The organism is Paenibacillus sp. Soil750, assembly GCF_001428045.1.
Taxonomy (GTDB): Bacteria; Bacillota; Bacilli; order Paenibacillales; family NBRC-103111; genus Paenibacillus_E; species Paenibacillus_E allorhizoplanae.
Window position 1 is genome coordinate 423,218 of sequence record NZ_LMSD01000034.1, and the last position, 26,471, is coordinate 449,688.

Below are 26,471 nucleotides of genomic sequence, written 5' to 3' on the forward strand. Positions count from 1 at the left end.
GAGGCATATGAAAAGGGTACACATTGGCCATATTTCAGAAATTGCAATAAAAAGATCACGTGTTGTACGTATTGGTGACTTAGAAATTGCTGTGTTCAAACTTTCAGATGGAGTCATCAAAGCTATTGAAAATCGCTGCCCGCACAAAGCGGGTAAGCTATCCGAGGGAATTGTTTGTGATCATCATGTGTTTTGTCCGCTACATGATTGGAAGATCGATTTGCATAACGGACTTGTTCAGGCACCGGATGATGGCTGTGTGACCAAATTCGAGGTTGAGATTGAAGATGCAAGCGGAGAGATGTATTTGCATATTTCAGAAGAAAGTATCTTGGCATCTTAGCAAAGGGGAGTACCGAATCATGCGACATAATGGATCAGCAGTTGCTTTAGGATTATCCACGTTAGCCATGATGGCATCCTTTGTGATCTGGGGCGTTTTTTCACCGATTGCTGGACAAATTCAAGAATTATTTCAGTTAAGCACCATTCAAAAAAGTTTGTTAATTGCAACGCCTGTACTGCTCGGCTCCATCATGCGAATCCCGATGGGGATATATACAGATCGTTTCGGTGGTAAACGTGTATTCGCTATTACAATGCTCTTTCTGACGATTCCACTTTTACTTACGGGATTTGTGCACACTTACTGGATGTTGCTGCTTTGTGCACTTTTTATAGGAATGGCGGGGACGACCTTTGCCATTTCCCTTACTTACGTTTCCAGGTGGTTTCCTCCTGAACGACAAGGTTTGGTACTTGGATTAGCTGGCCTAGGTAATCTAGGCGGTGCGGCTGCGAGCTTTTCATTGCCCTTCGTGTTTAACCAATACGGTTTCCAATGGGTGTTCTGGAGTCTTGCAATCATGATCGTGCTGGTAACGGCTATCTTCTGGATCGGAACGAAGGATTTACCTACTCCCCCTCAAAAGAAGACATTTAAACAATCGATGGTTGTCCTGAAGGATCAATCAACCTGGTATTTATCATTTTTCTATTTTCTAACATTCGGCGGGTTCGTTGCATTTGGCGCCTACTTGCCTACGTTTCTCAAGGATCTATTTCATTTATCAGCCACGGATGCAGGATTGAAAACGGCAGGATTTGTCGTCATTGCGACGCTCATTCGTCCTTTAGGTGGCTATCTAGCAGACCGTATTGGATCACGTAGTGTACTTGTAGTGGTATTTACAGGTATGATCATAACTTCGATTGCATTGTCAGCGTCCCTGCATCAATTCACTTTCTTTAGTGTCTGTTGTCTAGTAACGGCTACCTTGCTTGGTATTGGGAATGGCGCCGTGTTCAAAATGGTTCCCGAAGTTTCTTCGGGTAATACGGGAGCTGTTACCGGAATTGTTGGTGCAGCAGGCGGTTTAGGTGGATTTTTCCCTCCAATTGTATTAGGGATTGTAAAAGATTTATCAGGTGCTTATACGTTAGGATTTGTCTTGCTTATGGTATTCGCGTGCGCTTGTCTTTGGTTGAATCTTGCAACGAGACGCATGGTGTTGAACAAACAACGAACATTAGCATCGTAGCGCGGGTTATCTACGGATAGGAACATGAGTACTTCAGCATGGGAATGTGGAGGTCATTAGGTTATGGGGAAACAAAAACTTGTCTTAATAGGAAACGGAATGGCTGGCGTTCGCTGTGTGGAAGAAATTCTCGCACTTGCGCCAGATCGATTCGAAATCACAATCTTCGGTAGTGAACCGCATCCCAATTATAATCGGATTATGTTGTCGAAAGTGCTTCAAGGAAGTACAACGGTGAATGACATTACCATTAATGATTGGCAATGGTATGAAGATAAAGGGATTACACTTTATGCTGGGGACCCCGTAATCAGTATAGATACTGCCAAACGCAGCGTCGTGAGTGAAAAAGGGAGGAGAGTTGAGTATGATCAATTGATCCTTGCCACGGGTTCGTTACCATTCATGCTTCCTTTACCTGGCGCAGATAAACCGGGTGTGACGGCATTCCGCGATATTAATGATTGCAACAAAATGATAGAAACATCCAAAAACTATAAGAAAGCCGTTGTTATCGGCGGCGGCCTACTCGGTCTAGAAGCGGCTCGCGGCTTGCTTAATTTGGGGATGGATGTTCATGTCGTTCATATATACCACCATTTGATGGAGCGCCAGTTAAGTCCGACTTCAGCAGGGATGTTGCGAAGAGAACTCGAGAAGCAAGGGATGAAATTTCTACTTGAGAAGCAGACTGAGAAAATTCTTGGTAAGAAACGAGTAGAAGGGCTTCTATTTAAAGATGGAAGCAAAGTGGAGGCAGATTTAATCGTCATTGCTGTCGGTGTACGCCCCAATATTAAGCTTGCGGCAGAAAGTGGTATTGAGACGAATCGCGCAATCATGGTTGATGATTATATGGAAACGAATGTGCCAGGAGTGTATGCGGTCGGGGAGTGTGCTGAGCATCGTAATATGGTATACGGACTGGTAGCTCCTTTATATGAACAAGGTAAAGTACTGGCTAAGAAAATATGCGGCATAGAGACCGAAGGCTATCAAGGATCCATTTTGTATTCCCAATTAAAAGTATCAGGTGTAGAAGTATTCTCAGCAGGAGAAATTCGTGATTCCGAAATTACAACGGCACTGAAAGTGATAGATGGTATTAAAAACACGTATAAGAAGATTGCTGTGCGTAATAACAAAATCGTAGGAGCCGTCCTCTTCGGAGACAGCAGTGAGGGTAACAAACTGCTCGGCTACATTAAACAACAAGCGGATGTGTCTGTGTTGGAGGAAGCGTCGGCAGTTGGTGGCGGAGCAGATGAAGCCTATGCGTCTTCATTGGCGCTAACGGCAACCGTATGCTCTTGCAACGGTGTAACCAAGGGCGGCATCCTCGATGCGGTACGTGATAACGGATGCGCGACTGTCGAGGATATTCGCGCTTGTACACGGGCATCGAGCACCTGCGGTGGCTGCAAGCCGCTCGTATCGGCGATGCTGCAGCTGGCGCTGCAGAGCCAGGACGCGCCGGCGGTGCCGAAGGAAACGGTGTGCGGATGCACATCGCACAGCCATGATGAGTTGCGCGACGCGGTGCGCAGCGCGAGCTTCGAGACCGCGCATGAAGCAATGCATGCGCTTGGTTGGAACAAGGCGGACGGATGCGCGATATGCCGTCCGGCTGTGCAATATTATCTCGGCCAGGCACGTGGTGCTGCTGCCGATAAGTTTGGTACTGAATCCATGACGCTGGATTCAGCTGCGAGCTTGCTCGCCGATGGCACGTATGCCATCACACCGCGTATGTATGGCGGCGTCACGAACGCCGAACAATTGAGGCTACTTGCCGATATAATCGATAAATATCGGATTCCGTTAGTGAAACTAACCGGCGGTGCGCATCTGGATCTACTCGGTATTGCTGAGGAGCAAGTCAACGCCATTGGTGCTGAGATTGGCCACCTGGCCTCGACAGCTCCATCTTACGGTAAGATCATCACATCGGTTGCAACATGCGCAGGAAAAGATTACGATCGAAGTGCACTTCAAGATTCCATCAAGATGGGAATTGGGCTTGAACATCGTTTGGATGGAATGCAAATGCCAACACAAGTAACTGTTGCGGTTTCTGCGAGTCCTTTGCACCGTGCTGGCACGCTTACTAAGGATTTAGGACTTGTAGGCGTCCCAGGTGGCTGGGAAATCTACGTTGGAGGCAGCGCAGGTACAAAGCTTCGTCAAGCTGAGTTGTTCTGCATGGAATCCAACGAGGATACCGTGTTAGATCTTGCAATCGCATTTTTTCAATGGTACCGTGAAGAAGCGAATTTTGGTGAAACGACGGGACAATGGGTTGAGCGTAAAGGGATTACGCAACTTCGTGAACATATATTCAATCTTACAATACGTATGGAACTACTTAGTAGATGGCAGATAGAGAGCAAGATGATCGAATATCAGCAAGTAAATTCGCAGCCGACAGCTGCATTGGCCAGGTGAGCTTATGAGTCTATTTGCACAGCAAGATCAAGTCGTTACTGATTCTTTACATGTGATGGATACGCAATGCCCCTTTTGCAGTGTGCAGTGCAAAATGCAAGTTATTGAAGATCGCAGCGCCTCGGATGGTCGGTCCGTTTATTCTGTTGTGCCAAAACCAAATCAAGCGTCTGAAGGACGTCTTTGTATCAAAGGAATGAACGCCTATCAGCATGTGTTAACAGGAGAACGACTGCTCCATCCCATGGTGAAGCGGGATGGTCGGTTCGAGCGAATTACTTGGGATGATGCCTACGAGCTAATCGCAAGCCAATTTAACAACCTCCGGGAAGTGTATGGTAATCACACGGTAGGGTTATATGGCGGCGGTTCGCTCACGAATGAATCTGCTTATTTATTAGGCAAATTCGCGCGTGTTGCGTTGCAAACGAAGTACATTGATTATAATGGCAGGTTCTGTATGTCAGCGGCTGCATCTGCTGGTGTCAAAGTATTCGGGATTGACCGAGGGTTAACGAACCAACTATCGGATATTGAATTAGCCGATTGTATCATACTGGCAGGTACGAACATTGCGGAGTGTCAACCGACGCTGATGCCTTATTTTACAAGAGCGAAAGAGAAAGGTGCCATCCTCATAACCATTGATCCGCGTGAAACAGGTACTACGCGTATCTCCGATATTCATTTACGTGTGAAGCCTGGCATGGATGCGACATTGGCTAATGGGATGCTCAAAGTTCTGCTTGAGGAGGGTTGCTTGGATGAAGAGTTCGTAGCTAATCGTACTTCAGGCTTTACGGAATTGAAGGCGCATCTCGATTTGCTTGATATGGAAGAGATCGCCCACTTAACCGGAGTGCCATCTCAGTTGATTCGTAAGGCCGCATTGAGTTACGGCAAAGCGCAGACGGGCATGGTGTTTACAGCAAGAGGCGTGGAGCAGCAAACGGATGGCCATATGGCGGTTCGAAACTTCCTGAATCTCGTGCTTCTTACTGGTAAAATCGGCAAACCTGGCTGCGGCTATGGGGCTGTCACAGGTCAAGGGAACGGGCAAGGTGGAAGGGAGCATGGTCAAAAAGCAGATCAGCTTCCAGGCTACCGACTAATTGAGAACCCAGAGGATCGCGCATATGTTGCGAATGTGTGGGGCATCGATCCGAGCGAGCTACCAGGTAAAGGTGTATCCGCCTACGAAATGATGGAGAAGGTCCATGCGCAGGAGATTCGGGCGTTGTTCGTGATGGGCTCGAATCCACTCGTATCCAACCCGAACGCTAACTTCGTTGAAGAAGGGTTGAAGAAGCTCGATTTCCTTGTCGTTGCAGACTTCCTCATCTCCGAAACAGCACAGTTAGCTGATCTGATTTTACCGGTAACGGCCTATTTAGAGAATGGCGGGACGTTAACTAACTTGGAGGGACGCGTGCTTCTACGAGAGGCTGGTCGTCCTGCACCTGGTGAAGCTAAGCATGATTGGCAGGTTCTTTGTGAGCTAGCCGAGAAGCTAGGGAGAGGTCATTTCTTTCCATTTGCCCAGGTGGAAGATGTCTTTAACGAACTTCGATTAGCAAGTCGTGGTGGAACAGCTGACTACTATGGCATTACCTATGAGCGATTGCGGAAGGAAGAAGGCGTCTATTGGCCTTGTCCAGAAGAATCGGATCCAGGTGCCAAACGCTTGTTCGAATCTACTTTTCCGCTTCCAGCGGGCAGAGCGCTTCTCACTACTGTTGAGAATCATTTGCCCAAGGAGCAGACCAGTGTGGATTTCCCGCTGTATTTGACTACTGGCCGAGTTCTCGTACATTATCTAACAGGTGTGCAAACCCGTAAAAGTCCATCATTAGCCGCGCGAGATGTGGAATCCTTCATGGAAATCCATCCCCGAACGGCGAAAAAGCACCGTATCGAAGATGCTACACTTGTGAAGTTGACGTCCAAACGCGGTGAAATTTACGTGCGTAGTCGCTTTAGTGACGCTATTCGTGAAGACACCGTGTTCGTGCCTATGCATTGGGGCGATACGCAAAACGTTAATAAATTGACGAATGATGCGCTCGATCCAACTTGCAAAATGCCTGGGTTTAAAGTCTGTGCGGTACAGGTAAGTCCGTTAGTAACGGAATATGTATAAAATGAAGAAACCGAACTCGTCGATCGCTTGCAGCGGTGAGTTCGGTTTTTTTATGTTTGAGTAAGATGATAGGCATATTCCATTGGTCTACGATACAGATCCTTATGTTTAAAGCCTTTTAGATCCTCGTATATATTTTTTTGAGGTTTTCCATTCAGTTCAATAATCCATAATTTACTATGTTTGTCCAAAACAAAATCCACACTCAGTTCTCCCAATGATCCCATAAGAGTTTCTGCTTCTTGAGCGGCCTTAACACTTACTTCATTCAGAGATTGTAAGATTTCAGTTGCTTTTTCAGGCGAAAGTATTCGCTTGAGAATTTCTGCTGCATCATAAACGCGTTCACACATACTAGTGTTAAAGTAACGTTCGTATGCCACTCTACAAGTGATGTTGTATATCATCCACTGACCAACATTCCCCTTTTGAACAAGGACACGGATGTCAAAATATTGACGATCGAGTTGACTCATTTGAATCCCTTGTTGGACCAAGTAGTTCTTTCGTCCGAGGAGAACATCTAACTTTTCCTGAATGCTTTCATTTTTCCTGCAAATAACTCTTGGAGCTAGACTGTGTAAGGAAATGTGAGTATCGTCATTATCCAGACGTTCAATTCGATAGACAGACGCCCCTTTAGATCCATAAATTGGTTTTATAAAGAGAAGATTATTTTTGTCTAATAATTCTGATATATTCACTTCATTATATTGAAATGTGTCGGGTATATATTCCGAAAGATTTGATTGGTGTAGCTGGTTATGAAGATCCCATTTATTGAAATGATTGATTGAATTGAAACACTTATTCTTACCTATAATTTTCTCTAGGCTTTGAATGGTCATTGAGTCTTTGTTATAACAACGGTTATAGACGACACGAGGGAAAGGGAACATACGTTGTATCCATTTGCCATTTTTCAGGCTAAGTCCAATAATACGTTGCTTTTTCCACCGTATATCTGCTGGAGTGAAAGCATAAAGTCTCAGGTTTTGATTTTGATAACGTTGACAAAGACCCAAAATACTTTTTCTACTAATCCTTTTAGTTACCATAATACCTATTAATAGGCGCTTGTCCATTCCTATCACTCCCTGCCATCATCCATCTTTAATAATGAATGCTAGCGCGGTCATTTTGGTATGGGACAATCACATAAAAGAGCTGATTTTTGTTGAATAATTAGCTTTATTTTCCACTTTTACTAATTTGGTAGGCATTTACTGTGTCTATCTATTTAGGCTTTTAATATGATGAAATACGTTTGAAAATAGGGAGATGAGATTAGTATGGGGAAATGTAATTGCCCGCCAGGTCCTCCAGGGCCAGAAGGACCACGGGGGCCCCAAGGTCCTACGGGGACATCAGGGGCAGCAGGTCCTACGGGAGCACCAGGACCAGCAGGAGCGACGGGAGCAAAAGGAGCTACGGGGCCAGAAGGTCCACGAGGTCACAAAGGGCAAGAAGGGCCAGAAGGTCCACGAGGTCACAAAGGGCAAGAAGGGCCAGAAGGTCCGCGAGGTCACAAAGGTCCAGAGGGAGAACGAGGACCAGCCGGACCAGCCGGTCCACGAGGTCACCAAGGACCAGAAGGAGAACGAGGACCAGAAGGACTAGCAGGATCCACGGGACCAATGGGACCAACGGGAACAATGGGACCTGCAGGGCCAACAGGAACAGCGGGTGCAGTGGGATCTATGGGACCAATGGGACCAATGGGACCTGCAGGACCGACGGGACCATCAGGAACAGTGGGACCTATGGGACCAACGGGAACAGCCGGTTCAGTGGGTGCAACAGGAGCTACAGGTGCAGGAGCTACGGGAGCTTCAGGAGCTACGGGACCAACCGGAACAGCSGGWGCAGTGGGTGCAACMGGAGCTACAGGTGCAGGAGCTACGGGAGCTGTAGGAGCTACGGGGGCAACCGGACCAGCGGGTGGTCCACCGGGGCCAACAGGAGCARCGGGACCAACAGGACCAACAGGACCAACAGGACCAACAGGAGCACAGGGGACTGCGGGAGAAGTAGGGCCAACCGGAGCAACGGGTACAGCCGGAGCAACAGGGCCAACTGGAGCACCAGGTACAGCGGGAACAGCAGGTGCAACTGGAGCAACGGGTGCAGCAGGTGCAGCAGGGCCAACTGGAGCACCGGGGTCAGCGGGAGTAGCAGGGGTAACCGGAGCTACAGGACCAGCAGGACCAGCAGGTGCTGGAGGATTAATTCCATTTTCAACAGGTATCATCCTCAGTGGCGCTACAGTTGTATCAGCTGCTCCAATTTTAATGGGTTTTGGTAATCGTGCGGTTGAAGTTATTAATGGTGCTGGAGAATCAACGATGCCGCCAGAAGCAGGTGGTTTTGCCTTCCCAATTCCCTTTAATGGAATTATTCGAAATTTACAAATAAGCGCAGATTTATTGGTTGCTTCAGTGGCTTCTATAAATGTGACACCACTTGTATATGATTTCACAGTTTTCAGAGCACCTTCATTTCCTAATAATGGGGTTAGTCATCTTGCTTCACAATACTTGACAACTCCGCTGACTAGCTCACTTACTTTTGGAGGTCCTGGTAATACGGTAATTGCCGGTACTTTCTATGCAGCAACGAATATTAATCTCGGAACATTAGGTGTCGTAGCAGGTGATCGTATTGGTATTCGTATCAGGACGAATGTAGCGTCTAATCCTTCAGCAGCTGATATTACTCAACTCTCGTTTAGTGCTAGTCTATCTTATACTCCTAGTTAATAACAACGTAACCGCAAATCAAGTTAGGATTCTGTAGGTTTATGAGCAACCCAAATGCTTCCTTGTGCAGCTTTTTTAACATAGTTTATATGTTAGTGGTCTTGGGGTAAGGGAATCTTACCCCTTATTTTATTTTTTGAACGTTTGGACTTGTATTTCTACTGGCTACCTTCTCGTGCCGTATAAAAAAGGAGTAGGATATGGGGGAACCAGAGGAAATTGCTAGTGTGGCCTTGTTATTCGCTTCCGATGACTTATCCTTTGTGCAGGGAGCAGAAATAACCGTAGATGGTGAGCACGTTCATCACCTTTTGGGGCACCAAATTACCGTGAAGGATAGGATCGTTAAAGAATCGTACATAGTTATAATTTGAAAATGATAATGAAAAATATCCAAAAGAGTTTAATAAAGTGGTCAGTTCGATTCGTTGTTCCACGGTCAAGCCACAGGCTAGGAGGAAGCTATAGGAATACTCGACAATAAGATCGTACTGATTACTGGCACAGGAGGAGGACTGGGGCGCGCCGCGGCGATTACTTTTGCGAGAGAAGGGAGGTAGTTGGGTGTGATATCAACGTTTTGGTCCGATGCCCGATTTCTCTATTGAAGACTGGCGGGTCGCCATACAGGCGGTCCGGGATGCAGTAACCAAAAAGACGCTTCTCAAGCGCTTCGGTCAACCTGAAGAGCTCCGTGGAGCTTGCAGCTTTCATCGCTTCTGATCGAGCATCTTATATCACAGGCATCAACTTCCCGGTCGACGGAGGTGCGTCAGCTTGGTAAGAGGTTAATACTCATACTCATTCCGACATAATGCGAATGAAAATCAATAATGGAGGAGCTTGCTTCATAGTAGCTTCTTTTTTTCGTTATTTCTAGTTCAATACTTCCCATTCTATATGTTGCTACCATTGTTCTTGCCTGTATCCTTGTTGACAAATACAAAGAATAAATATATCCTATATTTAGAATATATAATAATATTATAAATATCATTAGTTTTTTATTTTATATATAGGAGGATTTGAAAATGGAAATAGGTGTAGATACTTTTGTCGAAACAACGCCGGATGTTCAAACAGGCGAGACGATAAGTCATGCGGAGCGATTGCGACAGGTAGTAGAGGAAATTGTCCTAGCTGATAAGGTTGGGTTGGATATATTTGGGGTCGGCGAGCATCATCGTAAGGAATTCGGGGATTCTGCTACTGCCGTTATACTTGCGGCAGCGGCAGCCGTTACACAAAGGATACGTTTAACCAGTTCGGTAACTGTACTTTCAGCTGCGGATCCAGTTCGTTTATTTCAGCAGTTTGCCACGCTCGATGGTATTTCGAATGGACGAGCTGAAATTATCGCGGGTCGAGGCTCTATGGTCGATGCATTCCCCTTGTTTGGATATGATTTAAAAGACTATGAAGTACTTTTTGAAGAAAAATTGGAATTATTATTAAAACTAAGAGACTCGGAAAAGGTAACCTGGAAAGGTGGCCATAGACCGGCCTTTACGAATCTTGGTGTGTATCCGCGTCCAGTTCAGGATCCATTACCGATATGGCTTGGCAGTGGGGGGAATTCGGAATCGGTCATAAGGGCCGGGGGACTTGGACTGCCTCTTGTTTTGGCGATTATTGGCGGGAGTCCACTGCAATTTGCTCCACTTGTGCCGCTCTATAAGAAAGCAGCAGCTCATGCAGGACACGATGCTTCGAAATTAAAGATAGCCGTACACTCCCTAGGGTTCGTCGCGGAAAGCACGTCGCTTGCGGTAGAGAAGTATTTTCCTCCGACTCAAGCATCGTTTAATTATTTTGGAAAAGAGCGGGGTTGGGGACATTACAGCCGCGCAAACTTCGATGCTGCAAGCAGCTTAGAAGGCGCATTATATGTTGGCGATCCTAAAACAGTGGCGAACAAAATAATTCACATGTACAAGCATTTAGGCTTCTCGCGATTTTTCCTTCATTTGCCTGTCGGCACCATGCCGCACGAAGATGTGATGAAAGCCATTGAACTATTGGGAACGGAAGTCGCACCTCGAGTCCGGGAAGAAGTCGCTAGGTTGGATGCTGAGGAAAGAAATTTCTAAAAGATATAATAGTTTGCCTGATTGAATGAGGAGGCTGTTGATAATAATCAACGGCCTTTTTGCTATTACTTTCCCGATAATCAAGGAGGTGAAAATTAACCAGAACTTTTTTGTCACACTTAGAAGACGCCAATTGTCTTATACATGTCAAACAAATTTGAGGTAGTCAATTACACATCTCTAGCCTATTTAAAGGGCTATAAACTAGGAGGAATTCATATGAAAATTGTAGTTATTGGTGGTAGTGGACTCATTGGATCCAAAGTTGTAAAAAACCTTCGTGAGCTTGGGTATGAAGTCGTATCGGCATCACCTTCTTTAGGCGTCAATACGCTTACAGGTGAAGGGCTCGCGGAAGCACTACGCGGTGCACAGATTGTCGTGGACGTGACGAACTCGCCTTCATTTGAAGACGAGGCCGTTATGGAGTTCTTCGTGACGTCGAATAAGAACCTTCTAGCTGCTGAAGCAGTGGCAGGTGTAAGTCATCACGTTGCACTATCCGTCGTGGGTACCGAACGTCTTCTACAAAGCGGTTATTTCCGTGCAAAAATGGCCCAAGAAGAGCTAATCAAGGCTTCCCCAATTCCTTATACAATTGTCCGCGCAACGCAATTCTTCGAATTCATTGGCAGCATTGCTTATGTGGCTACGGAAGGGGATACCGTTCGGTTACCTTCGGCTCTTACGCAGCCTATTGTTTCGGATGATGTCGCGGCCGTGGTGGCTGATTTCGCCCTTGGCGCACCTGTGAATGGCATTGTCGATGTGGCTGGCCCTGATCAAATTGGCCTTGACGAACTTGTTCGACAATTCTTGGCTGCCAATCAAGATGAACGTCAAGTGATCACAGATGACAACGCACTTTACTTCGGTTCAATAGAAGTGAATGATCAATCGCTCGTTCCGAATGATAGCAGTGCACGAATCACTACAACACGTTTCCATGATTGGCTGAATCGCTCTGTAACCCAAGGAAATTAAGCAAAACATGTGCGAATGTTGTATCCACCAGCAAACCACCCTGTGCTCTCACAGGGTGGTTTTTCGTGTTATTCGAGGCAGTTTTACGGGAATGGAATGGGATAATGTTCATGTCATTTATGTTACTTTATTTTGGGCAGGACGCTGGACTCAGCGAACTTTGGTTTCTTTACCGAATAATAGAAGTATCCCTGTACCCAACAAAATTACGACTGCAAACATGCCAAAAATCGATGCGTAGCCAATGTTCTTTTGTACCATTGCGCCAACCAAAAATGGTGCAATCACACTACCTATTCTACCGAAGCTAGCCGCAAATCCAGTTCCAACTGCTCTGATTTCTGTTGGATAATTCTCAGGTGTGTACGCGTACAGCGCTCCCCAAGCACCTAAATTAAAAAAGGACAGTAACGAGCCGAACAATAAAAGCATGGAGATGCTGTTGCTCAGCCCGAAACCCACTGACATCACACCGGAGAGAACTAGAAAAATGGATAAAGTCGGCTTGCGGCCCCATTTCTCCACCAAGTAAGCGGCAGCAAAATAACCAGGTAGTTGGGCTAGTGTCATTAGAAGTACATAACGAAAGCTTTGAATCATCGAGAAACCTTTATCGACCAAAACGGAAGGAAGCCAAAGAAACATCCCGTAATAGGAAAAAGCAATGGCAAACCAAACAGCCCAAAGCGCAATGGTCTCTCTTTTATACGTGGTGAATAACTTCGTTAACTTCATCGGTTGCCCGAGGTGATTACCGAATTGCGGAGATTCAGGAACCGCTCGTCGAACCCAGAAAGCAAACAAAACGGGAATTGCCCCGATCATTACAGCTGTTCGCCAGCCGAATGGAGGGATCACAAAGTAAGCGAGAACGGCGGCTATAATCCAGCCTACAGCCCAAAAACTCTCCAGCATCACAACAATTCGCCCTTTTTTATCGGGCGGCGCGAATTCATTAACAAGTGTAGAGGCTACAGGAAGCTCAGCACCGAGCCCGAGCCCCATGAAGAAACGCAGGATGAGCATACTCCCTAATCCGCTTGCAAACGCGCTCCCAAAGCTGAATACACCAAAACATACTAAGGTCAGTAAAAACACGGGACGACGACCAATCTTATCCGCAAGGTATCCGCCAAAAGCTGCTCCGATAGTCATGCCAATCAAATTGACCGAACCAAGAAGCCCCGCCTCTTGAGCCGTAAGCGCCCACTCTTTGCGAAGTGCAACAAGGATAAAAGATAACAAACCGACATCCATTGCATCAAATAACCAACCAAACCCGGCAGCCCAAAATACTTGACGAAAGACGAGTTTGGGATCTTTATTATCGCTTACTTTGATGATAAAGCTTCCTCCTTTATGTACTAGTCGAGTTTACCCCTACATCAATTCGTTTATATTTTCCCATCTAATGCTTGAAAGATACGGTGTTATGCTTGTCCAGTGAGAAAAGTTGGAAGAGAAGTACCCATAGAAGACGAATCGGTTATAATAGGAATGAATTGTAAACGACAGTTACAAGTATTATGAGGAGTGCGATAAGAATGAAACGTACGACGATTTTAATCGCAGATGATGAGGCGGAGATCGCCGATTTGGTTGCGTTACATTTGGAAAAAGAAGGGTATCACTTGATCAAAGTTTCCGATGGAAAGGAAGCCATTCAAGCCATTGAGTCGCATGCCATTGATCTAGCTATTTTGGATATCATGATGCCGAAGATGGATGGGTATGAAGTGACGCGGCAAATTCGAGAGCGCTATCCATTGCCGATCATTTTTTTGAGTGCCAAGTCGTCTGATTTAGATAAAATTACCGGGTTAGTTATGGGCGCAGTTGATTATATGACGAAACCGTTCAACCCTATGGAACTGGTCGCTCGGGTGAATGCTCAGCTGCGGCGTTCAATTCAGTTGAGCCAGCCGGCAGCAGCAAGCAGTCGCGTATTGGATGTGGGAGGCGTGACCATCGATGTGGATCAAAGGTCCGTTCTTCTATATGGAGAGAAAGTCGAGCTTACACCGAAAGAATTTGATATTCTGTACCTTTTAGCGAGTCACCCTAAAAAAGTGTTCAGTGCAGAACATATTTTTGGACATGTGTGGGGAGAAGCTTACTATGAAAGTGGTAACACGGTCATGGTACATATTCGTACGCTGCGCAAAAAACTCGGTGAAGATAGCAATAAAAACAAATTAATCAAAACAGTATGGGGCGTGGGATATACATTCAATGGCTAATTTATTACGCAGCTTTCGATCTAAAATGATCGGTTTATTAGGGCTTAGCATGCTGTTGTCCGGTACATTTACTTTTATACTTTATCGCGTATTGAAGCTGTATTATGCAGGTGTTCGAAGGGAAGATCCTGTAGCTAAATTACGTCATTTTGTGAATACAATTGGGGATTTAAACTTTTTCTTGATTGTGTTTGTTCCGCTTTCTATTTTGTTTTTCTTCTTCCTAACGAAGCGCTATGCCACATATTTTAACGAGATCTCGACGGGAATTCATCGTCTTGCTGGCGGTGACTTCCTCAGCCGTATTCACATTGATTCTAATGACGAGTTCAAAGATATTGCTGATGATATTAATATGGCGAGTGAGAAGCTGCAGCAAGCGGTTGAACGTGGGGATTTTGCAGAAAATAGTAAGGATCAGCTCGTGTTGAACTTAGCTCACGATCTACGTACGCCGCTCACCTCGGTCATTGGTTATTTGGATTTTATTCTCCAGGACGAGCAGTTGTCGAGGGAACAAATGATACATTATACGAACATTGCTTATAACAAATCGCTACGCTTAGAGAAGCTTATTGATGAATTATTTGAAATTACGCGGATGAAATATGGCATGTTGACCATTGAAAAGAAGCAAATTGATTTAAGCGAGCTGCTTATCCAATTAAATGAGGAATTGTATCCTGTTTTTGAAAAGAGTAATTTGATAAGCCGAATGGACATCTTACCGCACTTGGAAATATTGGCTGATGGAGAGTTGCTGGCCCGAGTATTTGAAAATCTATTGACCAATGCTAATCGCTATGGAAAAGATGGTCAGTTTGTCGATATTAAAGGCCAGAGGGACGGGGGAGAAGCCGTCGTTCAAGTGATTAATTATGGCAATTGCATACCTGAAGATGAGCTTCCACATCTTTTTGAAATGTTTTATACAGGTGACCAGGCTCGAACCCATCAGGGAGGGAGTACGGGACTTGGTTTATTCATTGCCAAAAATATTGTAGAACAGCACGGTGGAACGATTACAGTTCAAAGTAATGTGATTCGCACGCTTTTTGAAGTGCGTTTACCGATATGAGAATAACCGAAGTTTAAGAAAAATTTTATATTTGTCCCACTTCTAATTTAAACAGTTTTCTTTATTCTAAATGCAAGCAAGGTTTAGGAGGGAAATTAGTTATGAAGAAGTGGGTTTTTTGGCTTGTAATAGCCGTTCTTCTCAGTTATGAGGCCATACAGCAGCATTCAGCAAAAGCAGATCGTCAAGTTGACCAAACGGAAGTAGAAATGAGTCCTCACGTGGTGATGCCCCCAGCTAAGGATCTTGTGATTAAACTGACCAAGGATCAGATATACCAAGGGAATCTAGTCTTAATCAATAAAGAGAATCCGGTTCATCAAGTGGGGATACACACGGATGTGCTCAATCTTTTTAAACATAAAGAATTGGTCCAAGGATTTGGTTTGCTAGATAACTCGATCCGGTTGTCACAAAGCATCATTCAACCCTTTACAACGATGATGAAAGCTGCAGAAAAAGACGGTGTACGTCATTTTATGATTAATAGTGGTTACCGAGACAATCAAGAGCAAGGTCAACTCTATAAAGATATGGGATCTAATTATGCATTACCTGCGGGATATAGTGAACATAACTTAGGATTGGCTCTTGATATTGGTTCTACGCAAACTGATATGAATCAAGCGCCTGAGGGAGAATGGTTGACCCGAAATGCCGCGGAATATGGGTTTATTTTACGGTATCCCAAGGACAAAACAGCTATTACTGGCATTCAATATGAACCTTGGCATTTCCGTTATGTAGGCTTACCACACAGTCTGATTATGCAGCAGATGAACTTAACATTAGAAGAATATTTGGCTTATTTGAAACAACAAAAGAGCATCACAACAAAGGTAAAAGGGAAGATCTACGAGATTTCTTACAGTCCTATCACACAAAATAGCACGATCCAAGTGCCTACCAATCGTTCCTACCACCTATCGGGCAACAATATGGATGGCGTCATTATAACTTTGTTTCCATAAGGTGTAACTAATTAATTAGGGAGAGTGAGCTTGCGGTATGAAACAAATGAAAATATGGAATGAGATGCTGCTGTCGGCTTTATTCGCCTTATATCTATATGTTCTGTTCAAGGTCATATTATTTAAATTCAGTTCCATTGACCTACCTTCTCTGTGGCAACAACTTCAGCGGAATATCGATAATCCTGAACATATCCAAAATCGATTAGAATTTGCGAACTTCAAGCCTTTCGTTTCAATATCGAATAATATTCAAAGCTTATCTCCGCATGATCTCGTAAATTTGTTTGGGAATATCGCGGTATTCATGCCTTACGGCATATTTCTAGTCTTGATGTGGCGGCATAAGAAGATTTCATTGTTTGGTGCATTCCTGAGGTCTGTGGGGTTAAGTTTATGCTTGGAAAGTTTACAAGTTGTACTTTCAATGGGGAGCTTTGATGTGGATGATCTCATTCTAAATGGGTTAGGTGGTCTACTCGGGTATTCTATTTTTAAGCTGTCCATAAAATGCAAGTCAATTATCATACGTATGTTCGATTCTCAACACTTGACGTTTTCAAAAGAAGGTAACATCACCTAAGGTGATGACAGGCGAGAATAGGCCGTTCTACAAGTAAATCAATCTACTTGAGGACAGCCTATTTGTGTTCACGAGGAGGCGCATGGCTATCTGTTCCTGATTTCCATTTACCCAATTGTTACCACGCTCCATTGTCTCTAGTTGGCATTCTTCTAAATTTGTCCTATCATAAGAGAGGGTTCGTAGATTGAAATTATACATTCACGGAGGGCGTACAATGAGTCAACGTTATCGCATTACGAGAGCTTTTCAACAAAATGAACAAGCCGAACCATCCATTTCATTGGAAGAGTGTAAACAATACTTTTCTACACAACCGGATTTCACTTATTCATCCGTATTTACCGTGAAGGGTGCTACCAGCATGTCCATCGAGGGGGATTTCTTCATGTGGAGCTATGGCGAAATCAAGATTCCTTTTCGACATTATCAGGGGGATATTTATGTTTCTGGTACGAATGAAGCCGTCATTCCTAAGATGCTAGAGGTAGCAAGTGAATTGGGAGCCGATGTGGCGGAAGGTTAAAATCGTGATGTTTCTGACCTACACACAAATTCATCTAATATTTTCAACATACTCTCCACATACATTTACGCTATAGTAGTAGTAGTTGAACTTAGCTAACAAGCTAAATTATCATTCGAGGATCACAGACAACTAGGGGATTAAGGGGGGGCATCTTTGCATACACATACATTCATTCACATATTACAAACAGAACTCGTCGTCGCGCTAGGCTGCACAGAGCCTGTTGCGATCGCCTTAGCTGCCGCGAAGGCACGAAGTTATGTGAAGGGTCCTATTGGGAAAGTAACCGTTCATGCCAGCGCAGGGATCATCAAGAATGCTTTAGCAGTTGGGATTCCAGGTACGAATGTAACCGGGATTGATTTTGTCGCGGCTTTGGGAGCAATCGCAGGGAATGCGGACAAGCAATTAGAAGTGCTTGCTGATATTCAACCGGGTGATGTTGTTATGGCGCAGGACATGGTGGAACAGGGCTTATCGGTGGTTCATCTCGCTGATACGACCAGAAAATTATATATTGAGGTCATCGTTAACACAGAGCAAAGTTATGCAAAGGTTGTTATCACAGATAACCACACGAATATCACCTTAATTGAGGTTGATGGGAAGGTCGTTGAATCAGGAGGCTGTGCCAACGCGAGCTTCAAGAGTTCGAAAGAGGAACGTGGCGAACTTACGGTCGATGGCATCGTAGAATTCGTAAATACAGTTAATCTAGCTGAGCTCCAATTGGTCAAGCAAAGTATTGAATTGAACCGTAAAGCTGGATTAGATGGCTTAGCGAATGACTATGGTCTCCAAGTCGGGAAGACGATTAAAGAGAATGTGAAAAAAGGCATTTTGTCTGATGATTTAATCTCTCACGCGATGGCGCTTGCTTCTGCGGGGTCGGATGGTCGCATGGCGGGTTCGAGCATGCCTGTTATGGCGAATTCGGGCAGTGGAAATCAAGGTATTGCCGCGACGAATCCTGTTATTGCAGCAGCTGAGAAGCTTGGCTCATCGGAGGAACAACTCATCCGTGCTGTAGCGTTAAGTCACCTAGTTACGATTCATATCAAATCCAAGTTCGGTCGATTGTCCGCTTTATGCGGGGTCACTGTATCTGGGACAGGTGCTAGCTGTGGGATTACCTATCTGCTCGGCGGTGGGAAGAACGAGATTAAAGCCGCGATCCAAAACATGCTCGGCAATGTAACAGGGATGATGTGTGATGGTGCTAAAGGCGGCTGTGCGATGAAAGTGGCCACTTGTACGAGTGCAGCGGTTCAATCTGCGCTTCTCGCTTCGAAGGGAATGACCATATCCTCCACAAATGGCTTTATCGAAAATGACGCTGAAAAGACGATTGATAACTTCTGTCGGATCGGGAATGAAGCCACATCCGATATCGATAAGCTTGTCCTTGAAATGATGTTAAATAAAAACATATAGTTAGTTTAGGATCCGCCGAGAGGTGGATTTTTTCATTTTATTGAAGAATGAGGTAGGCGTGTGCACAATTGGAAAAAGATTAAAGAACAGTGTACTTTACGAACAGTGTTCGTTATGGTATAACTAGATCATGACATTCCAAATCTAATTCCGAGGTGCACACCATGATGACAAATAGAAATGAACAACATCGTATAGCAATTATAGGCGCTGGCCCTGGCGGGTTAACACTTGCTAGAATTCTGCAGGAGCATGGCGTGAAGACGGTCGTTTATGAACGTGAAACATCACCAACAAGTCGTCAGCAAGGCGGTTCTTTAGACATACACCCGGAATCGGGGCAAAGAGCCCTTAGAGAAGCTGGTTTAATTGAACAATTCCAAGCATTAGCTCGCTATGAAGGGGAAGATTTCCGTCTACTTGATAAAACCGGCAAGGTATACCTAGACGAAGTGGCAGATTCAAAAGAGGGAGATCGACCCGAAATTGATCGTGGCACGCTCCGCGGACTATTGCTTAATGCTATCGACCCATCTTGTATCCGTTGGGGCTACAATCTAAGCCATGCCATTCCTAAGGATAATGGCCAGCATGAGCTTCATTTTGATAATGGACATGTGGATATCGTTGATCTCGTTGTGGCCGCAGACGGTGCCTTCTCTCGTATACGACCGTTACTGACTAATGCAGTACCAACGTATACAGGACTTAGTATGGTTGAACTATATCTTAATAATGTAGCTGAGGAGCATCCAGAGATTGCTGCTTTTAATCGACGTGGAAAGTTGTTTGCTTTGTCTGATCATAAGGGTATTTTGGGGCAATTGAATGGCGACGGTCGTCTTTGTGTGTATGCAGCTTTTCAAGTTGAACAAGATTGGATTGAAACAAGTGGTATACCGTTTGAAAGGCCTGAGGAGGCGAAGCATCAGTTGTTGAAATTTTTTGGCGACTGGGATGAATCGCTAACAAGATACATTAGCTCCGCGGTAGGTCCAATCGTGCCGAGACGTATTTATATGTTGCCTGTCGGGCTTACCTGGATACACAAACCGGGTGTTACACTGATCGGTGATGCCGCGCATTTGATGTCTCCATTTGCAGGGGAGGGTGTGAATCTGGCTATGCTTGACGCTGCTGAACTGGCATTGTCCATCGTTGCGCATCAGGATTTGAGTGCTGCCGTTCAATCCTATGAAGAGAAAATGTATCAATACACGGCAGAATCTGCTAAAATGTCCGATGATAATCTCGCGCTATGTTTTGGCGAGGATGCCGCACCTAAATTAATGGAGCTGATGAATCAATATCATGACCAATAAACCAAGTCGAACGATTGTAAGCCGTCGTGCACGCCCGGCTAAGGAGCCATTAAGTAAAGAACTGATCGTGGAAACAGCATTGATATTAGTAAAGTCAGAAGGCTCAACTGGACTAAGCATGCGGAAAATCGCTAAGGCGTTGGATACAGGCCCATCATCCTTATATGTGTATGTAACTAATCAACAGGAGCTGAGTGCCTATGTATTGGATGCTGGGCTTGCGGAAGTGATTCTTCCAACGTCAGATTCAGGAACCTGGCAATCGCGGCTATTCGATGTGTTAGACTCGTACTTAACAATTTTATTCGACGCCCCAGGAATCGCAGAGCTCGCGCTTACAACAATTCCGGTTGGACATAACTCACTAGGTCTTACAGAGTATATGCTGCAGCAACTACAAGAAGCTGGTGTCGGTGCCACATCTGCGGCATGGGGTGTTGATTTACTTCTTCTCTATGTGTCTTCCGTTGCTTTCGAACAAACAGCTCGAAATCAAGTCGGAACAACTCTACAAACAGTAAAAGCTTCTTATCAATCTCTGGATGCCAAGCGATACCCGTTGCTTATCGGGTTGAGAGAGGAGATGACCTCAGCGGAAGGTAAAGAACGTTTTCGCTGGGGGTTGGAAGTGATTCTGCAAGGTATATTGCAAGCGAAACCGAGTTCTAATTAGTTAAAAAGGACAACACTACCAAGTCACAAGGACTTGAAGGTGTTGTCCTTTTTTTGCATCAAGAGGATGATTTGCTGCTAAGCTTTGAACTGAGTTGATCGATTTGCTCATCAAGCACATGACTAGCTTGGTCTAGAAACTTCGTGATGAACGTAAGCTCTTCATCCGTATAAGAGGAAGCCAATTTCACCTACTACCCATGATGCTCGGTTCTGTCGTGACTGCCGCGGGTGGTGGTTCCATGCTCGCTAAGTTCAGATACCGCTCCATCATGATTCCGACATTAGCTATTCTTGTAGTAGGTTATTTCATGCGTTCACTTGGCATGACACTAGGGATAACCGTATTAGGTATCATTCAAAGCCATCATTTTGCCAATCAATTAGCAGGTATGTTCCGTGTAGGTGGTCAAATGCCAGAAGGCGTAGATCTAAGTGATCCGCGTAAAATATTGACACCCGAAACCCGTGAACTAATCCCTGTTCAGGTTCTTGATAAAATTACAGAGGCTTTATCCTCATCGATCGTTCATACCTTTGCATGGGCTATTATTCCATCCGTTATCGCACTTGTGGCTGCATTCGCGATGAGTAAAGAGAAATTCGATCCTGCTTCAGAATTGGAAGCCTATTCGGCTTCACATTAGGATTTGAAGGGCTGCCTCTGGGCAGTCCTTTTTTCAATATTTCATTGCTTGAAATGGAAACTATTGGTGGATCATATCGTCTAATTGAGTAGTAAATAACGTTTGGAGTGATGCGTATTGAAAAGAGCAGGTCTATTTTTGCACAAAGTAACGATCCTGTTGGCACTCATGCTAGTTATGCTTCCATTACCGTCATTCGCGGCAGAGTCGCACTGGGTTGAACCCGAACAAAAGAGCTATAAACAGCAGATCGTGCCGTATAAGGACGGCAGCTCGATGGAAGGACCGATCACGAGGGAAGAGTGGAACTCGTTCTACTTCTACGTTCTCAACCCAACGCGATATGACGAGCCGATTGATATTGGAAACTGGGCAACGATGATCAAGATGGGGGTACAGCTGCCAAAAGGCAAAGAAGACGATTTGATTGCTGGCTATATCTATGATCTAGTTCCGAAGTACGCGCAACATGTGAATCGCGAGACGGCAGTAGGTGGATTAATTAAATTGCTGTCGTTTAGCCTTGTACAAGGCAGTGGGGATAACAAGCATCTGGATGCGAGTAAAGATTTCTTAGATTTCAAAGACATTAGGGAGATGCATCAAGGGCTTGTTCAAACTGCCTATCGGCACGGCTTGTTAGACAGCGCAACGACAACCCATTTTCGGCCGAAAGAGAATCTGACGAACGCTGAAGCCATTTCGATTATGTACAAAGTGATGAGTAGATACGAGGAAGAGGCATCGAAAATAACACCGCCATCTCAACCTGGACTTCCAAGTGTTATTACCTTATTTGAGAATACGCCTATGTATAGCTCTAAGGATACATCTACGGGATTGAATGGGATGATCTCACCTCAGAATGTTCGAATCGTTGCTGTTCAAGAGGATTGGCTCACGTATGGCCATGTAACAGATACGAAGTGGTTTCAAGTTGCAACCTGGCTTGGACCTCAATGGATTCAGTTGGAGTTGCAACAGGTAGGCAACTTTGAACAAGTAGATACGAATTTGCTTCTCAAGCAGTCAACTTCACTTCAAGATTCGCCTCACCCTGACAGTACGCTTTCGTTCGCACTCTCGCCGCAAAAAGTTCATGTCATTGGGCTTTTCCGCAGCAAATTCGCTGAGAGTTTTCTAATTGAAACATGGGTAGGGCCTAGATGGATCAGGAATCCCCATGGAGTAACTCAAGAAAAATAATGATGTTTCCAAAATTTATTGTTTACGTACCTCTCGTAATTTGATAATATTATCGCAATAACAAATGCGTTGAAGAGAAGAGTAAATAAATGAAATCTTTCACAGAGAGCTCCGTCCGCTGAAAAGGAGTAAAGAGAACTTTATTGAACAAAGCCTCAGAGCAGCACATCGGAACCAATTGAGGGGGATGGTGTGACAGGAGCTCCTGTTATAGAGCTAAAGTATACGCAAGGCTTCGGCCTGTCGTACTTGAAGAGGCTGATATGGCGACATATTGGTGAAACTGGGTGGTACCACGAGGATATGAATCTCGTCCCTAAGACTGGCAATAGTCTTGGGGGTGGGATTTTTTTGTTATTGCGTAAGAAACTTTGCGCACGTGCTATAATATTAGGCACACCGAAATAAGTGGTTTGAATTTACTATTAAGATGCTTATCATCAGTATCATACGAATGTGAAAGGATTTGAATATAGAATGTCGAGAAAATTAAAAGCAGGTATTGTTGGAGGAACTGGCATGGTTGGCCAGAGATTCGTTGAATTGTTGGATCAACATCCATGGTTCGAAGTAACTGCCATAGCAGCAAGCAGCAGCTCTGCTGGTAAAACGTATGAAGAATCTGTTCAAAGCAGATGGAAGCTGGCTACACCAATCCCTGAAAATGTGAAACAAATTATCGTGCAAGATGCATCAAAAGTGGAGGAAGTTGCCACTGGGGTTGATTTTATTTTTTGTGCCGTTGATATGAAAAAGGATGAAATTAAAGCGTTAGAGGAAGCCTACGCCAAAACAGGCACGCCTGTAATTTCTAATAATTCAGCTCACCGCTGGACTCCAGATATTCCGATGGTTATCCCAGAAGTTAATCCAGGTCATATTGAAATTATTGCTGCGCAAAGAAAACGTCTTGGAACCTCGACTGGGTTTATCGCAGTAAAACCTAATTGCTCCATCCAAAGCTATGTGCCAGCCCTAAACGCTTTGTTAGACTTTAAACCAACGAACATAGTTGCTTCAACGTATCAAGCGATCTCAGGCGCGGGTAAAAACTTCACAGATTGGCCGGAGATGTTGGATAACGTTATTCCTTACATCGGTGGGGAAGAAGAGAAAAGCGAGCAGGAGCCGCTGCGTATCTGGGGCAATATCGTAAATAATGAAATCATTAAAGCGAGTTCTCCGCTAATTACGACGCAATGTATCCGCGTTCCAGTAACAGACGGACATTTGGCAACGGTGTTTGCATCTTTCGAAAATAAACCTTCGAAAGAAGAAATTCTTGCTCGCTGGTTGAACTACAAAGGACGTCCGCAAGAGTTGAATCTGCCTAGTGCTCCGAAACAGTTCATCACTTACTTTGAAGAAGAAAATAGACCTCAAACGAAGCTAGATCGCGAGATTGAGCGCGGAATGGGCGTTTCCGTTGGGCGTTTGCGTGAAGATTCCATGTTTGATTATAAATTTGTTGGATTGTCGCATAACACGTTGCGCGGTGCAGCAGGTGGTGCAGTTCTAATCGCTGAGTTGCTTAAAGCAGAAGGTTATATTCAAGCGAAATAAAGCCCCGTAGGCTCCGTATGAACTTGGCTATTCCCTTAACATGCAGATAGGGGCCGCACCCGTGTAGATGAATCTACACGGAGGCGGCCCCTTTTTTTTATTTTAGGTATGACTCGGGTAACGTTCCTGCAGGAATGTAACCGATTGGCTGATTAGAGCTTTTAATATATCCACATTGATATCTGCTACTTTATTGATGTATACACAGGCTTTTGCAGCCTCATGCTTGCCAAGCTGTTTCAATAATTCTTCTCGATCGGTATCGCCTGTTGCAAAATACAAGCTGATTTTGGCTTTTCGCGGCGAGAAACCAGCTAGCGGAGCATCGCCCTCATGACCGGATGCATATTTGTAATGATAAGTGCCAAAACCAATAATGCTTGGACCCCACATTTTCGCTTCATAACCTGTTACCTCTGCAAAAATATCTAATAATTGATAAGCGTCTTCACGCTTTTTAACACTTTCCACATTTTCGATAAACTCAAGGACGCTGTTATCCGTTTCTTTCATTTTTGCTTCGTAAGCCATTGAATACACTCCTTATCGATGATACCGATGTATGACGAGCCATGATTATTTTACCAAAGAATTGTTTGAAATAGAAACATTCGTCTGGAAATGATCGTCTAATACATACAACAGGAATTGCGTATTATCATGTGGAACAAAGGGTGGGTTATTTCATGTGGACAAAGCGATATTGGTTGCCGATGGTTCAATGTACGATTCTTATAGGTGTCCTGATTACAGGTTGTGGTGATCGAAAGGTAGAAGAAGAGCAAGTCGAAGTAAGCGGGAAGATCACGGCAATTAATGAAAAGGGAAGCTTTTTGGTTGTATCACCCGATAAATTCATTGGTCAAGACATGAAAATGCCTGATGCTGCATGGTATAGTATGGCGGATCATGCACGCATCGAGTTCAAGGGGAAAAAGTTACAACTGAATGAAGTCCAGATTGGATCTACCGTTAAAGTATGGACGGACGGAATGATGCTGACGAGTTATCCAGGTCAAGCAACAGGGTTTCGTTTTGAAATCATAGCACTGGATAATGGTGCAGGTGATGCAAGCGGTAAGGTCACAGCGTTAGTTACAACAGGCGAAGGTGTTAATGTGGAACGTAGCATTGAAATCGATGGGGTAAAACATAGACTGCTTCCGATTGCGCAACTAAGAAAGGGAAGCAGCCCCGTACAATTCTCTGATATAACAGTCGGTAAACAGGTGGGAATTTGGTTTGCAGGTTATGATTTCGGTAATGAGAAATTTGTGACAAAGGTCGTCATGGATAGTTAGAGGCGGAGGCATTTCATTCAATCTTGAATTAGGCAAAAGGAAGTGTTCGAATGAGCCAATCGAAAGAGATTGCTATTGACTTAAAACTGGTGCAACACCTGATCCGTTCACAATTTCCACAATGGGCAGAGCTGCGCCTACAGCCTGTGGATTCAGCTGGAACAGACAATGCGATCTATCGCCTGGGTGATGATATGGCGGTTCGATTACCTCGAGCAGAATGGGCTATTGGACAAGTGGAAAAAGAGCAGCGTTGGCTTCCAAAACTAGCCGCGATGATCCCGGTTTCCATGCCAGTACCACTTGCGAAGGGTGTTCCCACGGAAGAATACCCATGTTTCTGGTCAGTGTATCGTTGGCTGAATGGTGAGAATGCGACAGTTGGACAATTAGACTGCTATAACCAAGCAGCAACAGTTCTGGCGCATTTCGTAAATGCTATGCAGACCGTGGATCCTACTGATGGGCCCGCCCCAGGTTCCCACAATTCAGGTAGGGGCGAACCACTTTCGATGCGTGATGCGGCAGTTCGAGATGCTATTGAGAGTTTAAAAGAAATCATCGACCCTGTCGTGGCAGAGGCTGCATGGGGCATGGCGCTTCAAACTCCCGTATGGCAAGGACAAGGTGTTTGGATCCATGGAGATTTGCATCCGGGGAATCTTCTCATTGAACATGGCGAGCTTAGCGCTGTGATTGACTTTGGCACCTTAGGCGTGGGTGATCCTGCCTGTGACCTTATGGTGGCATGGACATTTCTTACATCGGAGAGCCGTGAGGATTTCCGCAGCTTGTTAACGGTCGATGAAGCAACATGGTCGCGAGGGCGCGGCTGGGCACTTTCCTTCGGATTGATCGCTTACGCTTACTACATAGACAAGAATCCAGGGCTTGCGGCCATTTCGCGACGCGCGATTGATGAGGTGCTTAGCGAGCATGCGAAGCTATACGAATAATAGAATTTAA

25 protein-coding genes and 1 other annotated feature are annotated in these 26,471 nt (G+C 44.9%); of the genes, 21 read left to right on the forward strand and 4 right to left on the reverse strand.

The features are described from left to right. Positions 1-7: 7 nt before the first annotated feature. The 4 genes from nirD (at position 8) to nasC (ending at position 6,126) form a co-directional block, all read left to right on the forward strand. Entirely contained in the window at positions 8-343 is a 336-nt protein-coding gene (gene nirD, locus ASL11_RS26570) for a nitrite reductase small subunit NirD (RefSeq protein WP_056621541.1), read from the forward strand. Between the two features lie 19 nt (positions 344-362). Then, entirely contained in the window at positions 363-1,541 is a 1,179-nt protein-coding gene (locus ASL11_RS26575) for an MFS transporter (RefSeq protein WP_157257063.1), read from the forward strand. Between the two features lie 63 nt (positions 1,542-1,604). Then, complete coding sequence (nirB, locus tag ASL11_RS26580; RefSeq protein WP_056621542.1) at positions 1,605-3,986, forward strand: nitrite reductase large subunit NirB; 2,382 nt, start codon at positions 1,605-1,607, stop codon at positions 3,984-3,986. Positions 3,987-3,990: 4 nt separating this feature from the next. Continuing rightward, a complete protein-coding gene (gene nasC, locus ASL11_RS26585) occupies positions 3,991-6,126 on the forward strand; it encodes an assimilatory nitrate reductase catalytic subunit NasC (protein WP_056621544.1) in 2,136 nt (711 codons plus the stop codon). Between the two features lie 50 nt (positions 6,127-6,176). Here nasC and ASL11_RS26590 read toward each other — a convergent pair whose 3' ends face one another. Further along, positions 6,177-7,211 carry a YheC/YheD family endospore coat-associated protein gene (locus ASL11_RS26590; RefSeq protein ID WP_056621546.1) on the reverse strand — a complete coding sequence of 345 codons (1,035 nt, stop codon included), beginning with the start codon at positions 7,209-7,211 and terminating at the stop codon, positions 6,177-6,179. A 207-nt stretch (positions 7,212-7,418) separates the two neighbouring features. On the opposite strand from ASL11_RS26590, the gene ASL11_RS26600 reads away from it, so the two are divergent. The 4 genes from ASL11_RS26600 (at position 7,419) to ASL11_RS26610 (ending at position 11,959) form a co-directional block, all read left to right on the forward strand. Continuing rightward, complete coding sequence (locus ASL11_RS26600; RefSeq protein WP_082595842.1) at positions 7,419-8,885, forward strand: hypothetical protein; 1,467 nt, start codon at positions 7,419-7,421, stop codon at positions 8,883-8,885. Positions 8,886-9,085: 200 nt separating this feature from the next. Beyond that, the gene (locus ASL11_RS37705; protein ID WP_235550596.1) at positions 9,086-9,259 is read left to right on the forward strand and encodes a hypothetical protein; all 174 of its coding nucleotides are present in this window, start codon (positions 9,086-9,088) and stop codon (positions 9,257-9,259) included. Positions 9,260-9,916: 657 nt separating this feature from the next. After that, on the forward strand, positions 9,917-10,975 hold the full coding sequence (locus tag ASL11_RS26605; protein ID WP_056621551.1) for an Atu2307/SP_0267 family LLM class monooxygenase: 1,059 nt from the start codon (positions 9,917-9,919) through the stop codon (positions 10,973-10,975). Between the two features lie 219 nt (positions 10,976-11,194). Beyond that, positions 11,195-11,959, forward strand: coding sequence for an SDR family oxidoreductase (locus ASL11_RS26610; protein WP_056621552.1), 765 nt, complete (start codon positions 11,195-11,197; stop codon positions 11,957-11,959). Between the two features lie 150 nt (positions 11,960-12,109). Here the strand turns inward: ASL11_RS26610 and ASL11_RS26615 are convergent, their stop codons facing one another. Continuing rightward, the gene (locus tag ASL11_RS26615) at positions 12,110-13,303 is read right to left on the reverse strand and encodes an MFS transporter (protein WP_442953098.1); all 1,194 of its coding nucleotides are present in this window, start codon (positions 13,301-13,303) and stop codon (positions 12,110-12,112) included. 200 nt (positions 13,304-13,503) lie between these two features. Between ASL11_RS26615 and ASL11_RS26620 the strand changes: the two genes are divergently transcribed. The 8 genes from ASL11_RS26620 to ASL11_RS26655 all read left to right on the forward strand — a co-directional run bounded on the left by ASL11_RS26620 (position 13,504) and on the right by ASL11_RS26655 (position 20,789). Continuing rightward, complete coding sequence (locus ASL11_RS26620; protein ID WP_056621555.1) at positions 13,504-14,199, forward strand: response regulator transcription factor; 696 nt, start codon at positions 13,504-13,506, stop codon at positions 14,197-14,199. After that, positions 14,192-15,277 (forward strand): HAMP domain-containing sensor histidine kinase, encoded by a 1,086-nt coding sequence (locus ASL11_RS26625; RefSeq protein ID WP_056621557.1) that lies wholly within the window; start codon positions 14,192-14,194, stop codon positions 15,275-15,277. Before ASL11_RS26620 ends, ASL11_RS26625 begins: the two co-directional genes overlap by 8 nt. Positions 15,278-15,378: 101 nt before the next feature. Then, positions 15,379-16,248 carry a M15 family metallopeptidase gene (locus tag ASL11_RS26630; protein ID WP_056621558.1) on the forward strand — a complete coding sequence of 290 codons (870 nt, stop codon included), beginning with the start codon at positions 15,379-15,381 and terminating at the stop codon, positions 16,246-16,248. A gap of 37 nt (positions 16,249-16,285) precedes the next feature. Then, the gene (locus tag ASL11_RS26635; RefSeq protein WP_082595845.1) at positions 16,286-16,831 is read left to right on the forward strand and encodes a VanZ family protein; all 546 of its coding nucleotides are present in this window, start codon (positions 16,286-16,288) and stop codon (positions 16,829-16,831) included. A gap of 217 nt (positions 16,832-17,048) precedes the next feature. Further along, a complete protein-coding gene (locus ASL11_RS26640) occupies positions 17,049-17,357 on the forward strand; it encodes a hypothetical protein (RefSeq protein ID WP_056621560.1) in 309 nt (102 codons plus the stop codon). Between the two features lie 156 nt (positions 17,358-17,513). After that, entirely contained in the window at positions 17,514-18,794 is a 1,281-nt protein-coding gene (locus tag ASL11_RS26645; RefSeq protein WP_056621561.1) for an L-cysteine desulfidase family protein, read from the forward strand. 164 nt (positions 18,795-18,958) lie between these two features. Next, positions 18,959-20,116 (forward strand): FAD-dependent oxidoreductase, encoded by a 1,158-nt coding sequence (locus tag ASL11_RS26650; RefSeq protein ID WP_056621562.1) that lies wholly within the window; start codon positions 18,959-18,961, stop codon positions 20,114-20,116. Further along, positions 20,106-20,789, forward strand: coding sequence for a TetR/AcrR family transcriptional regulator (locus ASL11_RS26655; RefSeq protein ID WP_056621564.1), 684 nt, complete (start codon positions 20,106-20,108; stop codon positions 20,787-20,789). The genes ASL11_RS26650 and ASL11_RS26655 overlap by 11 nt, the downstream gene beginning before the upstream one ends. 58 nt (positions 20,790-20,847) lie before the next feature. Here the strand turns inward: ASL11_RS26655 and ASL11_RS37910 are convergent, their stop codons facing one another. After that, positions 20,848-20,973, reverse strand: a complete 126-nt coding sequence (locus ASL11_RS37910; RefSeq protein WP_268796242.1) for a hypothetical protein — start codon at positions 20,971-20,973, stop codon at positions 20,848-20,850. A 57-nt stretch (positions 20,974-21,030) separates the two neighbouring features. Between ASL11_RS37910 and ASL11_RS26660 the strand changes: the two genes are divergently transcribed. From ASL11_RS26660 to asd, 3 genes are all read left to right on the forward strand, one after another. Beyond that, positions 21,031-21,435: a hypothetical protein gene (locus ASL11_RS26660; RefSeq protein WP_235550586.1), complete on the forward strand. Its 405-nt coding sequence runs from the start codon at positions 21,031-21,033 to the stop codon at positions 21,433-21,435. A 117-nt stretch (positions 21,436-21,552) separates the two neighbouring features. Beyond that, positions 21,553-22,641, forward strand: a complete 1,089-nt coding sequence (locus ASL11_RS26665; protein ID WP_056621567.1) for a hypothetical protein — start codon at positions 21,553-21,555, stop codon at positions 22,639-22,641. Positions 22,642-22,701: 60 nt separating this feature from the next. Next, positions 22,702-22,962 (forward strand) — a binding site (T-box leader). A gap of 156 nt (positions 22,963-23,118) precedes the next feature. Continuing rightward, a complete protein-coding gene (asd, locus tag ASL11_RS26675) occupies positions 23,119-24,204 on the forward strand; it encodes an aspartate-semialdehyde dehydrogenase (protein ID WP_082595847.1) in 1,086 nt (361 codons plus the stop codon). Positions 24,205-24,306: 102 nt separating this feature from the next. Here the strand turns inward: asd and ASL11_RS26680 are convergent, their stop codons facing one another. Continuing rightward, entirely contained in the window at positions 24,307-24,735 is a 429-nt protein-coding gene (locus tag ASL11_RS26680; RefSeq protein WP_056621574.1) for a DUF1801 domain-containing protein, read from the reverse strand. Between the two features lie 155 nt (positions 24,736-24,890). Here ASL11_RS26680 and ASL11_RS26685 point away from each other — a divergent pair, with 155 nt between their 5' ends. Together ASL11_RS26685 and ASL11_RS26690 are read left to right on the forward strand one after the other, a co-directional pair. Next, on the forward strand, positions 24,891-25,505 hold the full coding sequence (locus ASL11_RS26685) for a DUF3221 domain-containing protein (protein ID WP_056621576.1): 615 nt from the start codon (positions 24,891-24,893) through the stop codon (positions 25,503-25,505). Between the two features lie 50 nt (positions 25,506-25,555). Further along, entirely contained in the window at positions 25,556-26,461 is a 906-nt protein-coding gene (locus ASL11_RS26690) for an aminoglycoside phosphotransferase family protein (protein ID WP_056621578.1), read from the forward strand. Positions 26,462-26,471 lie beyond the last annotated feature (10 nt).

Bases quoted from the DNA above. Each gene is read 5' to 3' on its own strand.
- ASL11_RS26660 (WP_235550586.1), top strand. From the start codon at position 21,031: ATGCTCGCTAAGTTCAGATACCGCTCCATCATGATTCCGACATTAGCT.
- ASL11_RS26630 (WP_056621558.1), top strand. From the start codon at position 15,379: ATGAAGAAGTGGGTTTTTTGGCTTGTAATAGCCGTTCTTCTCAGTTAT.
- ASL11_RS26680 (WP_056621574.1), bottom strand. From the start codon at position 24,735: ATGGCTTACGAAGCAAAAATGAAAGAAACGGATAACAGCGTCCTTGAG.
- ASL11_RS26685 (WP_056621576.1), top strand. From the start codon at position 24,891: ATGTGGACAAAGCGATATTGGTTGCCGATGGTTCAATGTACGATTCTT.
- nirB (WP_056621542.1), top strand. From the start codon at position 1,605: ATGGGGAAACAAAAACTTGTCTTAATAGGAAACGGAATGGCTGGCGTT.
- ASL11_RS26625 (WP_056621557.1), top strand. From the start codon at position 14,192: ATGGCTAATTTATTACGCAGCTTTCGATCTAAAATGATCGGTTTATTA.
- ASL11_RS26690 (WP_056621578.1), top strand. From the start codon at position 25,556: ATGAGCCAATCGAAAGAGATTGCTATTGACTTAAAACTGGTGCAACAC.
- ASL11_RS26655 (WP_056621564.1), top strand. From the start codon at position 20,106: ATGACCAATAAACCAAGTCGAACGATTGTAAGCCGTCGTGCACGCCCG.
- ASL11_RS26635 (WP_082595845.1), top strand. From the start codon at position 16,286: ATGAAACAAATGAAAATATGGAATGAGATGCTGCTGTCGGCTTTATTC.
- ASL11_RS26605 (WP_056621551.1), top strand. From the start codon at position 9,917: ATGGAAATAGGTGTAGATACTTTTGTCGAAACAACGCCGGATGTTCAA.
- ASL11_RS26575 (WP_157257063.1), top strand. From the start codon at position 363: ATGCGACATAATGGATCAGCAGTTGCTTTAGGATTATCCACGTTAGCC.
- ASL11_RS26590 (WP_056621546.1), bottom strand. From the start codon at position 7,211: ATGGACAAGCGCCTATTAATAGGTATTATGGTAACTAAAAGGATTAGT.
- ASL11_RS26650 (WP_056621562.1), top strand. From the start codon at position 18,959: ATGATGACAAATAGAAATGAACAACATCGTATAGCAATTATAGGCGCT.
- nasC (WP_056621544.1), top strand. From the start codon at position 3,991: ATGAGTCTATTTGCACAGCAAGATCAAGTCGTTACTGATTCTTTACAT.
- ASL11_RS37705 (WP_235550596.1), top strand. From the start codon at position 9,086: ATGGGGGAACCAGAGGAAATTGCTAGTGTGGCCTTGTTATTCGCTTCC.
- ASL11_RS26620 (WP_056621555.1), top strand. From the start codon at position 13,504: ATGAAACGTACGACGATTTTAATCGCAGATGATGAGGCGGAGATCGCC.
- ASL11_RS26640 (WP_056621560.1), top strand. From the start codon at position 17,049: ATGAGTCAACGTTATCGCATTACGAGAGCTTTTCAACAAAATGAACAA.
- nirD (WP_056621541.1), top strand. From the start codon at position 8: ATGAAAAGGGTACACATTGGCCATATTTCAGAAATTGCAATAAAAAGA.
- ASL11_RS26610 (WP_056621552.1), top strand. From the start codon at position 11,195: ATGAAAATTGTAGTTATTGGTGGTAGTGGACTCATTGGATCCAAAGTT.
- asd (WP_082595847.1), top strand. From the start codon at position 23,119: ATGTCGAGAAAATTAAAAGCAGGTATTGTTGGAGGAACTGGCATGGTT.